12 protein-coding genes are annotated in these 12,834 nt (G+C 43.2%); 11 read left to right on the forward strand and 1 reads right to left on the reverse strand.

Features of this window, described 5'->3' with window-relative positions:
• Window positions 1-46: 46 nt before the first annotated feature.
• From trpB to KJB35_RS18570, 3 genes are all read left to right on the forward strand, one after another.
• Window positions 47-1,237 carry a tryptophan synthase subunit beta gene (gene trpB, locus KJB35_RS18560; RefSeq protein ID WP_213908138.1) on the forward strand — a complete coding sequence of 397 codons (1,191 nt, stop codon included), beginning with the start codon at window positions 47-49 and terminating at the stop codon, window positions 1,235-1,237.
• A complete protein-coding gene (gene trpA / locus KJB35_RS18565) occupies window positions 1,237-2,043 on the forward strand; it encodes a tryptophan synthase subunit alpha (protein WP_213908139.1) in 807 nt (268 codons plus the stop codon). Before trpB ends, trpA begins: the two co-directional genes overlap by 1 nt.
• A gap of 196 nt (window positions 2,044-2,239) precedes the next feature.
• On the forward strand, window positions 2,240-2,935 hold the full coding sequence (locus KJB35_RS18570; RefSeq protein ID WP_005376777.1) for a Crp/Fnr family transcriptional regulator: 696 nt from the start codon (window positions 2,240-2,242) through the stop codon (window positions 2,933-2,935).
• Between the two features lie 126 nt (window positions 2,936-3,061).
• On the opposite strand, the gene KJB35_RS18575 is transcribed toward KJB35_RS18570, so the two are convergent.
• The gene (locus tag KJB35_RS18575) at window positions 3,062-4,603 is read right to left on the reverse strand and encodes a long-chain fatty acid--CoA ligase (RefSeq protein ID WP_268207227.1); all 1,542 of its coding nucleotides are present in this window, start codon (window positions 4,601-4,603) and stop codon (window positions 3,062-3,064) included.
• 543 nt (window positions 4,604-5,146) lie between these two features.
• On the opposite strand from KJB35_RS18575, the gene KJB35_RS18580 reads away from it, so the two are divergent.
• The 8 genes from KJB35_RS18580 (at window position 5,147) to KJB35_RS18615 (ending at window position 12,825) form a co-directional block, all read left to right on the forward strand.
• On the forward strand, window positions 5,147-6,406 hold the full coding sequence (locus KJB35_RS18580) for a dicarboxylate/amino acid:cation symporter (protein WP_005376774.1): 1,260 nt from the start codon (window positions 5,147-5,149) through the stop codon (window positions 6,404-6,406).
• A gap of 156 nt (window positions 6,407-6,562) precedes the next feature.
• Window positions 6,563-7,747, forward strand: a complete 1,185-nt coding sequence (locus tag KJB35_RS18585; RefSeq protein ID WP_213908141.1) for an acyl-homoserine-lactone synthase — start codon at window positions 6,563-6,565, stop codon at window positions 7,745-7,747.
• Window positions 7,740-10,280 carry a hybrid sensor histidine kinase/response regulator gene (locus tag KJB35_RS18590; RefSeq protein ID WP_005376772.1) on the forward strand — a complete coding sequence of 847 codons (2,541 nt, stop codon included), beginning with the start codon at window positions 7,740-7,742 and terminating at the stop codon, window positions 10,278-10,280. Before KJB35_RS18585 ends, KJB35_RS18590 begins: the two co-directional genes overlap by 8 nt.
• Window positions 10,281-10,391: 111 nt before the next feature.
• Window positions 10,392-10,634: a hypothetical protein gene (locus tag KJB35_RS18595; protein WP_005376770.1), complete on the forward strand. Its 243-nt coding sequence runs from the start codon at window positions 10,392-10,394 to the stop codon at window positions 10,632-10,634.
• Between the two features lie 198 nt (window positions 10,635-10,832).
• Window positions 10,833-11,396, forward strand: a complete 564-nt coding sequence (locus KJB35_RS18600) for a septation protein A (RefSeq protein WP_171344312.1) — start codon at window positions 10,833-10,835, stop codon at window positions 11,394-11,396.
• 225 nt (window positions 11,397-11,621) lie between these two features.
• The gene (yciA, locus tag KJB35_RS18605; protein WP_005376768.1) at window positions 11,622-12,017 is read left to right on the forward strand and encodes an acyl-CoA thioester hydrolase YciA; all 396 of its coding nucleotides are present in this window, start codon (window positions 11,622-11,624) and stop codon (window positions 12,015-12,017) included.
• Between the two features lie 115 nt (window positions 12,018-12,132).
• The gene (locus KJB35_RS18610; RefSeq protein ID WP_005386727.1) at window positions 12,133-12,429 is read left to right on the forward strand and encodes a YciI family protein; all 297 of its coding nucleotides are present in this window, start codon (window positions 12,133-12,135) and stop codon (window positions 12,427-12,429) included.
• Window positions 12,430-12,432: 3 nt separating this feature from the next.
• Complete coding sequence (locus tag KJB35_RS18615; RefSeq protein ID WP_005386726.1) at window positions 12,433-12,825, forward strand: GspS/AspS pilotin family protein; 393 nt, start codon at window positions 12,433-12,435, stop codon at window positions 12,823-12,825.
• Window positions 12,826-12,834: the final 9 nt, after the last annotated feature.

The raw sequence follows: 12,834 nt of genomic DNA on the forward strand, positions 1-12,834 counted from the left end.
AAATTTAAAGCTATTCGTAGCGAAAAATACGAGAAGGAATATAACGATGGCAAAACTGAATGCCTACTTTGGCGAATACGGCGGTCAGTACGTTCCGCAAATTCTAGTTCCAGCACTGGAGCAACTAGAGCAAGCGTTTATCGACGCGCAAGAAGATCCAGAATTCCGCAGCGAATTCATGACGCTTCTTCAAGAGTATGCGGGCCGTCCAACGGCTTTGACTCTAACTCGTAACCTAACCAAAGGTACGAAAACCAAACTGTACCTAAAACGTGAAGACCTACTTCACGGTGGCGCGCACAAGACCAACCAAGTGTTGGGTCAAGCGCTGCTTGCAAAACGCATGGGTAAAAACGAAATCATCGCAGAAACAGGCGCAGGCCAACACGGTGTAGCAACTGCACTAGCGTGTGCGCTACTTGGCCTTAAGTGTCGCGTTTACATGGGTGCAAAAGACGTTGAGCGTCAAAGCCCGAACGTATTCCGTATGAAACTAATGGGCGCAGAAGTTATCCCTGTCCACTCGGGCTCTGCGACACTTAAAGATGCATGTAACGAAGCGCTACGCGACTGGTCTGCAACTTATGAAGACGCGCACTACCTACTAGGTACAGCGGCAGGTCCTCACCCATTCCCAACCATCGTGCGTGACTTCCAACGCATGATTGGTGAAGAAACGAAGAATCAGATTTTGGCACGTGAAGGTCGTCTTCCTGATGCGGTTATCGCATGTGTGGGCGGTGGTTCAAACGCTATCGGCATGTTTGCTGACTTCATCGAAGAAGAAAGTGTTCGCCTAATTGGTGTTGAGCCAGCAGGTAAAGGTATCGATACTGACCAGCACGGTGCACCACTTAAGCATGGTAAAACAGGCATCTTCTTCGGTATGAAAGCGCCATTGATGCAAGATCCAAACGGTCAAGTAGAAGAGTCTTACTCGGTATCTGCTGGCCTTGATTTCCCTTCAGTTGGCCCACAACACGCACACCTAAACGCAATTGGCCGTGCTGAATACGACAACGTGACAGACGATGAAGCACTAGAAGCATTCCAAGAGATTGCACGCCATGAAGGCATCATCCCTGCTCTTGAATCTTCTCACGCCGTGGCACAAGCACTACGTATGGCACGTGAGAATCCAGAAAAAGAGCAATTACTGGTTGTTAACCTATCTGGTCGTGGTGATAAAGATATCTTCACTGTACATGCCATCCTAGAAGAAAAAGGAGCGATCTAATGAGCCGTTATGAAAAGATGTTTGAGCGCCTAAACGAAAAGAACCAAGGCGCGTTTGTACCGTTCGTAACGGTTTGCGATCCAAACGCCGAGCAGTCCTACCAAATCATGGAAACGCTCGTGGAGTCCGGTGCAGATGCTTTAGAGCTGGGTATCCCATTCTCTGATCCACTGGCAGATGGTCCGACAATTCAAGGCGCTAACATTCGCGCGCTAGATTCAGGTGCAACACCGGATATCTGCTTCGAACAAATTGGTAAGATCCGAGCTAAGTACCCAGAGCTACCTATTGGCCTTCTGATGTACGCGAACCTTGTTTACTCTCGTGGTATCGAAAACTTCTATGAGCGTTGTGCAAAAGCAGGCATCGATTCTGTTTTGATTGCAGACGTACCAACTAATGAAAGTACTGAGTTCGTTGCGGCTGCAGAGAAGTTTGGTATTCACCCAATCTTCATCGCACCACCAACGGCAAGTGACGAAACACTGAAGCAAGTATCAGAGTTAGGTGGCGGCTACACTTACCTACTCTCTCGTGCAGGTGTTACTGGCGCAGAAACCAAAGCAAACATGCCTGTAGGTCATATGCTGGATAGACTGAACCAATTTGATGCGCCACCAGCACTACTTGGTTTTGGCATCTCAGAGCCTGCACAGGTGAAACAAGCACTAGAATCTGGCGCCGCTGGTGCAATTTCTGGTTCAGCCGTGGTCAAAATCATTGAAGCGAACGTTGATCAGCCACAAATTATGCTCGACAAGCTAGGTGAATTCGTTTCTGCAATGAAAGCTGCCACTCAAAAATAATTTCAGTTTGATATGACACAACAACGCCCGCTTAACATTATGTTTAGTGGGCGTTTTCTTACTATCGCGTTTATACCACGTCATTTTTTGTTCAACGCCCGCACTTTCCAAATCTATCTCAAGCAGAGCACTCAAAGAGTGTTAAGCTTGGGTAACTTAACTCACTCAATAAAGCAATGTGCAGTAAGGTTGCTACATGGAAGAAGTCAAAACACTGCTAGCCAAATGTCCTGTACTATCAGGGCTGCCAGATAAAGGGCTTAGTGAAGCAGCGCAAATGACTAAGGTTCGCTGCTTCGACGAAAAAGCACTGATTTGCAATAAAGGTGCACTTCAATCTTCTCTTATGGTCATAGCTCAAGGTGCAGTGAGAGTGAACTCAATTAGTTCAAAAGGCAAAGAAGTCACACTGATGATTTTCGAAGCTGGTGGCTGGTTTGGAGACAATGTTTTTTCTCCCGGTATGCCTCGTATTTTTGGTGCGACCGCGCATTCGGACGTGACTGTAATGGAGCTTCCTGGAGATAAATTTCGCCAGTTACTCGCCAAATACCCTCAAAGTTACCCCACTATACTCGACTTACTTAGCCGCCGTTTATGGTCTGCTATTTCTGTTATCGAAGATGACGCGATTAGAGGAATTGAAGAACGAGTCGCCAAAAGGTTGCTGCTGCTTGCTGAATACCAACTTAATCAAGCGATCGATACTCGACCATGCGTTGTCAGGGTAACAAGAGAACATATCGCTAACATGATGGGGCTAACTCGTCAGAGCGTACACAAGATACTAAAACGATTAGAAAGTATTGGGATGCTAGAGCTAAACTATGGCTCAGTAACCATTACCAATCCGAAACGCTTAGAAGAATACTTTAAAGAACTCGAGCAATAGATCCATTCAACAAACGGTAAGTATTGTCTAACGATAGCTAAAAACCTTATGCATCTAATTGGTCAAGAGCACAACACCATTTGCACTTAGGCAAGTGGCGCTGTGACACAAAAACCATTGAATTGACTAAGCTATATTCAATTCAGATTTCAACTCACGTTTCAAAATCTTTCCTGTCGCACTCATCGGGAGGTGTTCACGAATTTCGACATAACGAGGATATTTAAACGAGGCTAATTGCTCTTTACCCCACTTTTGTAATGAATCGGCGTCAATGTATTCTTTTGGTTTAAGTACAACGTAGGCTTTTATCTCTTCGCCATACTCTTCATTTGGAATCCCTATCACCGCTACCATTGAAACTGCAGGATGAGTCATGAAAACTTCTTCAATTTCTCTGGGATAAACATTAAATCCACCTCGAATGATCAGATCTTTCATTCTATCGACAATAAATAAATTACCTGAACTGTCAAAGCGGCCCACATCACCAGTATGGAACCAACCATTTTGTAGCGCAGATTCAGTAACTTCTGGGCGGTCAAGATATCCCTTCATAACATTATGACCACGCACAACAATCTCACCTTCTTCGCCTATCGGTAGTGCATTACCTTCAATATCGATAACTTTTACTTCGACACCTTGAACCGGTTGACCTACCGAGCCTGGTATGCGCTCCTGATCCAAATGATTAAAACATGCAATAGGACTTGTCTCCGATAACCCGTATCCTTCTAAGATCGGCACATTAAATGTTTCTTCAAAGGTTCGAAAGATTTCGGTTGGCAACGGCGCACCACCGCTTACTGCAACACGCAATGACGAGGTATCAAATTGATGCTGCACGTGAAGCAGACCGATGTACATCGTTGGCACACCAGCAAATATCGTCACCCTATGTTTTTCCACCAGCTCAAGAACATGTTTAGGCTCAAACCTAGGCACTAACACCAATGTTGCCCCGCCCAAAACACTAGCATTTAAGTGGACGGTTTGACCAAATGTATGAAATAAAGGCAAAGTTACTAAGTGAATATCATCGGCCTGGCTGCCCATAATGTTTTGTGCCACCAGAGCGTTCATTATGATGTTCTGCTGAGTCAGCTCAGCGCCTTTTGGTAAGCCTGTCGTCCCTGATGTATACAAAATCACACAAGTATCATCCGCATTACGCGGTATATAATCCGGCAACGGTTGGACATCGGCTATAAACGCATTGAGAGTTATTACACCATTCCAATAGCTTTCATCTTGAGATTGAGTCAATACGACTATGCCTTCGCATGTATCGACTTGTTCAAAGGCTTTGACACCCTCTTTTGCCATTGGCAGTTCTTTCGTCCCTTCAAAGCAGAAATAAAACTTCGCTTTTGAATCTTCTAAGTGATACTTAATTTCTCGCGCTTTCAAAAGCACATTTAATGAGACTGCAACCGCGCCAGCTTTTTGTATTGCATAATAAACAAACGCGAAAAAAGGAATGTTTGGGCATGAAATCGCAACGCGGTCACCTGGCTTTACGCCTTTATTGATTAAAGACGCTGCGATCTTGCCGGCGATCGCATCAAACTGCGCATAATTTATCTTTTCAGTGCCACATATCAACGCCGTTTTATCTGGTTTACTCGCAGCATTTCTTTGTAACGCAGCAGCAAGATTCATCATAGTCTCTTCACCTCTTACTTGTCTTTCTCGTCTAATCAGCTCAGGAGCATTAACTAAGCAAGTTATCTCTAACACTGGATCGTCAGCATTTGAGTCTCACCAGTCATTACAATTTAACATTATGTTTACAACGCAATTAGAGCCAAGAATGTAAAGCAATTAACATTTCAGAAGGCAAATTAATAAAAGTGTGAGCTTGAAAGAGATGAATTGTTATAAATATCAACCCAAGTCACTAAAAACTCTGACTGCAATAGCAAATACAAAAGCGGTTAAAATTAACAAAAAGAAAACAAATAAAGAAAAATAAACTTGAACAATCCTAAGCGCGACCCTTATAAGAAAAATCAATAGCAAACGTTTGCTATTGAACAAAACTTTATCGTTCGTCAATAAAATATCGATTAATCCATCAATAATACCTTGCTGCATATTGCCAATTGTAAACGATAAGTGTAAAAAGCAAGGCGAGATAATTATCCGTAAATCCATTTATGGTTAGTGGGTAATTTTAGGATTTTACATTTTATTAGCACAGAGGTTATGGAAGTGTTAAAAGAAAAGAGTTTGCTAAACAACATTGGCGTACAAGTCGTAATCGCCATGATCGTGGGCACAGCCGTTGGTGCCATGATGGGTCATGATGCGACAGTGTTCGCTCCTTTAGGTGCTATCTTTATCAACTTAATCAAAATGTTGGTTATTCCTTTGGTCGCTGTAGCCTTGATTTCTGGCGCCGCTGGTCTTGGGAACAGCCAGTCAGCAGGTAAAGTTGGTATCGTCACTCTAGGTTATTTTGGTTTAACATCCGCCCTAGCCGTTGCGCTTGCACTATTTATGGGTGAAGTATTCCAACCAGGCATGGGTATCGACGTCTCTGGCGTTGAAGGCATGTTCTCAGCAGAATACGCTTCAAAAGGTGAACTACCTACTTTCTGGGCAACCATCACTGGTATGATCCCAACCAACGTTTTCCAATCACTAAATGAAGCAAACATCCTACAGATCCTCGTTTTCTGTATGTTCTTTGGTATTGCGATTTCTAAGCAAGCAAAAGAGCGTCGTGAACCAATCATCAATGGTGTTAACTGCATCGTTGACGCAATGGTTTGGATGATCAACAAAGTAATGATCATTGCACCTATCGGTGTATTTGGTCTGATGGCAGAAGCCGTCGGTACGTTTGGTTTTGGTGCGCTAATGGTGGTGTTTAAACTGTTCGTTGTTTACGTTGCCGCCATCCTAATCTTCGGTTTCGTTGTTTACCCAGCAATGGTGCATGTTTTCACGAAGACATCTGCGAAGAAATTCCTGTCTTCAATGAAGAAACCGCAAGCAGTTGCGCTTTCAACAGCGTCTTCTATGGCAACACTGCCTGTCACAATGGACACCTGTGAAAAAGAGCTTGGCGTAAAAAATTCAACTGCATCATTTGTTCTGCCTCTAGGCGCAACGATCAACATGTCAGGTAATGCGATTTACTATGGCTTGGTTGCTATCTTCTTTGCTCAACTGTTCAATATCGATCTAGGCATGGGCGCTTACATTGCAATTATCGTAACGTCTACATTGGGTGCTGTTGGTCAAGCGGGTGTTCCTGGCCCTTCTTTCCTAGTGGTTGCCGTGCTTCTTGCCGCTGGCATTCCAATTGAAGGTCTACCGCTGCTATTCGCTCTTGACCGTATTTTCGATATGATTCGTACAGCACTGAACATCACAGGTGATGCTGCATGTGCAGTTATCGTTGATGCGCTAATTGAAGAAGAAACGGCAGAAGCTGAGCTAAAAAAGCAAGAAGCCTAACCCTTTCTTGAATAGACCAAAAACCGCTCATAATGAGCGGTTTTTTTGTCTTTTCTTGCATTACGTAACTATACAAATAGAAACCGATGGCATAAATTTTTCAAAATGATATAAACCATTACAAAATATAACAAAACGTTAGAACTAGGTTATATCATGAGTCTTGAGCAATCTTTGGAATATCTCACCAAAACAAATTTGCCGATCGAATCAAAGCAGCAGGCACTGGTTGACTCAGTTATTCTTACCCTAACGAAACAAAAACGAGATGCTCTTTTTCAACAGGTTGCTCTGTATCGAATAAAACTGCTTAAATCTCTCTTTCCTAAACACGCATCAAAAAGTCTTTCTGCACTATTTGAGTTAATGGATTATCGAGATTTAGTGCAACAGTATCCGACAGGTTTCTCCAAAGAGATTCGTTTACTTGAACAACTTGCCGCAGATTGTTACCCGCATTGGATGGTTTTCTGGTGTCAATGCGAGATCGAAGCAATCAAGCAAAAATATCCTTCAAACGAAGCTGCGATTCCTACTCCGCTTCCGTTTGACGACCACAGCTATACTAGCGTGTTAATTGAAGATATCGCAGATTGCGATCTTGAGGTAATGCTGCCAAATCATGCAGCGTTAATGCCGATTTCCAAAGCGATCACACTGAGTAATCTTGAGCTTTTCGTCCAAACTGAACAATGGTTTGAAATCTTGCCTCTTTTATCACTCTCGCAAAAAGGGCAGCACTTTGCGCTCTTGCTCAAATCGTCATCTTCACCAATCATGGTCTCCTCCGCTTTAGTGCAAAGCTGGCATCAACGAAATAACTGGCTCAGTTACTCACCACAGTTTAGTAACGAACAATGGCAGTTTTGCTTTCCTAATCATGGGTATAGTGTTCTCAATCAACTGGGTATTTTGGAGTGTCGTGCTCTAACTCATGAGCACACTCTTATTGAGTTTGATGCTCAGTTTCAATCTCGTGTAAAGAACAGTGAAGCGGTTTGCGAAGTACTGCGTCTTACGGTGGGAGGCAACATTCAACAAAAGCTGTATTTTTTGTATCTGGCGCAAAAAACTATGATGAGCGAGCTCTATAAAGCAGGCTATAAGCTCGGCTTTACCATTATTGAGCAAGTGTTTATGTTAAATTTCTATCAATCTATTGATTTAAGTGCCTACTTTCACTCAGGATACCGCGACATTAACGGTGACGGTACCAAGACATACCGCGGTTTCTGGAATTTAGGTATGATGGTTGAAGCATTTCAAGACATACAATTTCGCGACTACAAACATTGCGTACGAACAAAAAGAATGGATAAAAAGGTGAATGAGCATGCTTGATGTTCATTTGCACGGTCTCTTTTACCCAAAAGCAATGGCATTGTACGCGACTGTACTAATAGTATTCGCTTGGCTACTGTATTACTGCTATCGCCTAAAACAGAAGAGTGAATCAATCTTAGGCTCGCATCACGCGCCTTACATCGCTTATTCCAGCTGTATCATTGTTTGGATAAGCAGCAACGCCTATTTCCATACCGATTTATTGCCAGAATTAGGCTCTGTTGGTGGCATTTTTATGGCTAAGTTAGCGAACTTAGCGTCTTTTTTCGCCTTTGCGTTTGCATTCTATTTTTCTTGCCAGTTAACCGCAGATGTTAAAAAAACAGCGGTCAAAGTCTGGCAAAAAGTCGTCTTTGTCACACTAGCAACGTATTCACTGTACATCAACTTAGTGCCGAATCTTACTGTCGAAAATGTCACCATTAGTGGTCCAAGCCAGTTCGTCATTGAATTTGGCCCACATACCTCATATTTTTTCATTAGTTTGCTAGCTTTCGTGGTACTAACGCTGCTTAACTTGATTGCCATGCGCGCGAACAGCAGCAAACTCACGCTAGCAAAAAGCAACTATATGATCGCTGGCATTTTGGTATTCATGTTATCTACGGCAGTGATACACCTTGGAATGACGTATTTCCTTGGCGACTTCTCCCTAACTTGGTTACCACCAGCACTTTCAATAAGCGAAATGTTGTTTGTGGGCTATGCCCTACTTACCTCTCGCTTCTACAGCGCTAAATATCTCACGTACTTAACGGTAAGCGCGCTCTTAGTCTGCGCCATTTTTGTTCTGCCGTTAGGGGCGATATTTATTCCTATCTCTGAAGATAACCAATGGCTTGTTGCGGTACCTTTATGTGCGCTTATCGGTATCACTTGGCACTTGCTTTTTAAGCGAGTCAGTCGTTACGCTTCGTATTTTATTTATGGGAAACGACACACTCCCGTTCAGCAAATCCTTGGGTTAGAGGAAGAGTTTAAACGCTCAATAGATGATGCTATGCATCAGTTGGCATCGTTACTTAACATACCAAACAACAAGCTGCAGCTAGTCACTAGCAATTACACAGAAACGTTTTACGAAGAGTACCTGCCGTCAAGCAAGTCAGTTCTCGTGCTTGATGAGTTGTCTGAAGAAATTGATTATGCCTCCTCTTCTAAAGGGTCGATGAGAAAGCTCTACGAGCGCATGCGCTCAAGCAATACTGCGCTCGTTATGCCTCTCTTCGGTCGTGGAAAGTCTGTTACTCACTTACTAATTTCTTCACATAAAATAGATAATAAGCTGTTTTCTAATGAAGAAATCTCAGCTCTGCAAACGTTATTAGTTCGCATCCAGAGCACCATTGAAGCCGATAGAAAGGTACGCCAAAGCCGTGCGCTGGCTAACTCCATTGCACATGAAATGCGTAACCCTCTCGCTCAAGTACAATTACAATTTGAAGCTTTAAAACAGCATATAGAGTCAAACGCCTCACTGGATACGCTAAAAAGAGAAATTGATAAAGGTGAAGCCGCTATACAACGCGGTCGACAACTTATCGATATTATTTTACGAGAAGTTAGCGACAGTTCACCAGAGCATGAGCCTTTAGCTCTCACTTCCATACATAAAGCCATCGACCAAGCAGTAAGCCGTTATGGTTTTGAAAACGATCAAATAATAGAGAGAATTAACCTGCCACAGGCACACGATTTTGTCGCGAAGTTAAATGAGACCCTGTTTAACTTTGTCATTTTCAATTTGATTCGTAACGCTATCTACTATTTTGATTCTTATCCCGACAGTCAAATTGAGATTCGTACCCAGACGGGGGCTTACGAAAACATTCTGATCTTCCGAGATAGTGGGCCAGGTATAGATAGCAGTATCTTACACAAGATATTTGATGACTTTTTCTCGTATCAAAAAAGCGGAGGCAGTGGCTTAGGTTTGGGCTATTGCCAACGTGTTATGCGCTCCTTCGGAGGACGAATAGAGTGCCAGTCTGAATTGAACGAGTTCACAGAATTCTACTTGTATTTCCCAGTCGTACCAAACGCACCAAAACCAGAGACATTAAGAGCACCGGACTTTGATAGCTGGAAAGCAACTCCATCACATTCTGAAAATCATTCAGCTCAACACGTACAAGTATGTAAAGATGCACCAACAGTGCTCATTGTTGATGACAAAGAGGTGCAACGCACCTTGGTACAGATGTATTTAAAAAGATTGGGAGTCAACAGCTTACAAGCAAATAATGGAGCCTCTGCGGTAGAACTATTCCACTCTCACAAGATTGATCTCGTTCTTATGGATGTCCAAATGCCGGTAATGAATGGATTTGACGCAAGCCAACGGATTAAGCAAATCACATCCTCCGTTCCAATCATTGCCTTATCTGGTGAGTCTGGAGCTAGAGAGTTGGAGCTAATTTCGAAACTCATGGATGACAGACTCGAAAAGCCCACCACGTTAAATGCACTTCAAGTCGTCATCCAAAGATGGTTACAGAACGAGAATTTTGCACCTTCCAACACTTTTTAATCTGCAAATATAGAATTGGCACTAGATGTGCATTATTGGAGTAAATCGAATTATCCAGAAGGTCAAGCAGGCTGCAAAAGAGTAGCGTATGAGCTTGATAAGGAGATCGCCATGTTACTTCATCGACATACATACTACGGCTTGATTCATCATGGAATCAAAACACTGTTACTTGATCGCTTAGGCCACTATACAGAAGAAGAGTATCATCAATATCTGAGCCTGATGACAGGTAAATCCACTTGCTTCACGATGTCTCTCGAAGAGCTAGAAGCAACGGTCGATAACTTACTACGGGAAGGCTATTTAGAAGATGTAAAAACGCTTATTTCCCAATATCAACGTGTGGCTTAAGGTTTAAAACTCTCAACTCTATTGCCGCTTCACGCGGCAATTTTTATTCCTTCCATATGCTGTTTCGACATGGAAGAATCTTGCGGTCTATACGATATACTAAGCGTTACTATTCTTACCTTAACTTCCTCAGTATTCACATCTTGTCAGATTCCGTTAGACTGTCTTCAATTCAATAATTAGGTAGATTTTGCCATCATGAAGCAGATCCTAGACTTTATACCACTCATCATTTTCTTCGCTTTATACAAGCTGTACGACATCTACGTGGCGACAGGTGCACTGATCGTAGCAACAGCCATTCAGCTTGTCGTCACCTACGCGCTGTATAAGAAAGTCGAAAAGATGCAACTAATAACATTTGTTATCGTCACTACCTTCGGCGGCATGACCCTTTTCTTCCACGACGACAATTTTATAAAGTGGAAAGTCACCATCATTTACGCGATTCTGGCGATTGGCTTAGCAGTGAGCCACGCATTGGGAAAATCAGCCATCAAAGGTATGCTAGGCAAGGAAATTACGTTACCTGACGCTGTTTGGGCAAAGATTAACTGGGCTTGGGTTGGCTTCTTCTCATTCTTCGCTGGCCTAAATATTTATATTGCTTACGAATTGCCGTTGGATGTTTGGGTTAACTTCAAAGTATTTGGAATGTTGATCGCGACATTTGCCTACATGATTGCGACTGGCTTTTACATTTATAAACACATGCCAAAAGAACAAAAAAATAACTCATCCGATGTGTCCACTGATGATTAAAAACTCAGTTTTGCTATAATCCGCGACTTCACAGCGACCTTAGGGTCGCTGTTTTGCTCCATGTATCAGTAAACCGCTCAAACAACGTACCGTTTTCAGACCATTCTTGCTGCTGTAAACCAACTTTCTCTGGTCCGGTATCTGCGGTTTTTTAAGGACCTTTGGTTCTAGGTATTTACTATGTTGGCGCTTAGTTTGAGCGCCTTTAAGATTTAGGATGTCACAATGAGTCAAGAAATTAGCTCTCCGAAAGGTCAAATGCTGCTTCGTACCCTTGCAATGCCTGCAGATACAAACGCCAATGGCGATATTTTTGGCGGTTGGATAATGTCTCAGCTCGACTTAGCGGGCGCGATTCTGGCAAAAGAGATCTCTTGTGGTCGCGTTGTCACCGTTTCGGTATCAAGCATTACGTTCAAAAAACCTGTTGGTGTGGGCGATGTCGTATGCTGCTACGGCGAATGCACTAAGATCGGCCGCACATCCATGAGTGTCGATTTGGAAGTATGGGTCAAACCCGTCAAAGCTCACGGTGTTGGCGAACGCTTCATGGTTTGTGATGCGACCTTCAACTACGTAGCCATTGACAGTGAAGGTAAACCACGTCCGGTTCAGAATTAGTCAACCTACAACGCTAACAGTTAGAAAGGATCTCACATTTTCTGTTGTTCACTTGTGAGAGACACAAAAAAGGCGTTAAATTAACACTTTACCCTACCAATTAAGGAACTATGCTATGTGGTATGTCATCTTTTCACAGGACGTTGAGAACTCGTTGGAAAAACGCATGAGCGTTCGCCCACAACACTTGGATCGCTTACAAAAGCTACAAGACGAAGGTCGCCTTCTTACAGCTGGTCCGATGCCTGCGATAGATTCTGACAATCCTGGAGAAGCTGGATTTACGGGCTCAACTGTCATCGCTGAATTCGCCTCTCTAGAGGATGCTAAAGCGTGGGCAGAAGCCGATCCTTATGTAGCGGCTGGTGTTTACGATCATGTAATCGTGAAACCGTTCAAAAAAGTGTTTTAATTTATGAAAAAATTACTGTGTCTTTTCTTGGTATTTGGTGCTCTGGCTGGCTGTTCATCAACCGATGATAATCAGCGCCAACTTGAGCTTATGGCATCAAACCGAGCAGGAGTCTTGTCTGCGGGCCTCCCTTTAGAGTATGGTCCACTGCAAATAATGCGTGTCTCATCCAACAAAAATGTTGTAGAGATGATGATGATTTATAACGATGGCGCACTCGGTGCAAAGCCGTTAAATCAAGTACTGAATACCAGTATCTATACCTACTGCAGCAACCCAGAAGTTCGCAAGCAAATTGATATGGGCTTGATGTATCGTATTAAGGTACGTAATTCTCGCGGTCAGTTGATGGCAGATGAGTTGGTTTCCGCACAGACTTGTACTCAGGTGAAGTAGCTACAGTAA

It is taken from the genome of Vibrio sp. D431a (assembly GCF_030248655.1).
Taxonomy (GTDB): Bacteria; Pseudomonadota; Gammaproteobacteria; order Enterobacterales; family Vibrionaceae; genus Vibrio; species Vibrio alginolyticus.

What these genes read in the sequence shown, in the direction of transcription:
- trpB (WP_213908138.1), top strand. Translation starts at nt 47, where the DNA reads ATGGCAAAACTGAATGCCTACTTTGGCGAATACGGCGGTCAGTACGTT.
- trpA (WP_213908139.1), top strand. Translation starts at nt 1,237, where the DNA reads ATGAGCCGTTATGAAAAGATGTTTGAGCGCCTAAACGAAAAGAACCAA.
- KJB35_RS18570 (WP_005376777.1), top strand. Translation starts at nt 2,240, where the DNA reads ATGGAAGAAGTCAAAACACTGCTAGCCAAATGTCCTGTACTATCAGGG.
- KJB35_RS18575 (WP_268207227.1), bottom strand. Translation starts at nt 4,603, where the DNA reads ATGATGAATCTTGCTGCTGCGTTACAAAGAAATGCTGCGAGTAAACCA.
- KJB35_RS18580 (WP_005376774.1), top strand. Translation starts at nt 5,147, where the DNA reads ATGGAAGTGTTAAAAGAAAAGAGTTTGCTAAACAACATTGGCGTACAA.
- KJB35_RS18585 (WP_213908141.1), top strand. Translation starts at nt 6,563, where the DNA reads ATGAGTCTTGAGCAATCTTTGGAATATCTCACCAAAACAAATTTGCCG.
- KJB35_RS18590 (WP_005376772.1), top strand. Translation starts at nt 7,740, where the DNA reads ATGCTTGATGTTCATTTGCACGGTCTCTTTTACCCAAAAGCAATGGCA.
- KJB35_RS18595 (WP_005376770.1), top strand. Translation starts at nt 10,392, where the DNA reads ATGTTACTTCATCGACATACATACTACGGCTTGATTCATCATGGAATC.
- KJB35_RS18600 (WP_171344312.1), top strand. Translation starts at nt 10,833, where the DNA reads ATGAAGCAGATCCTAGACTTTATACCACTCATCATTTTCTTCGCTTTA.
- yciA (WP_005376768.1), top strand. Translation starts at nt 11,622, where the DNA reads ATGAGTCAAGAAATTAGCTCTCCGAAAGGTCAAATGCTGCTTCGTACC.
- KJB35_RS18610 (WP_005386727.1), top strand. Translation starts at nt 12,133, where the DNA reads ATGTGGTATGTCATCTTTTCACAGGACGTTGAGAACTCGTTGGAAAAA.
- KJB35_RS18615 (WP_005386726.1), top strand. Translation starts at nt 12,433, where the DNA reads ATGAAAAAATTACTGTGTCTTTTCTTGGTATTTGGTGCTCTGGCTGGC.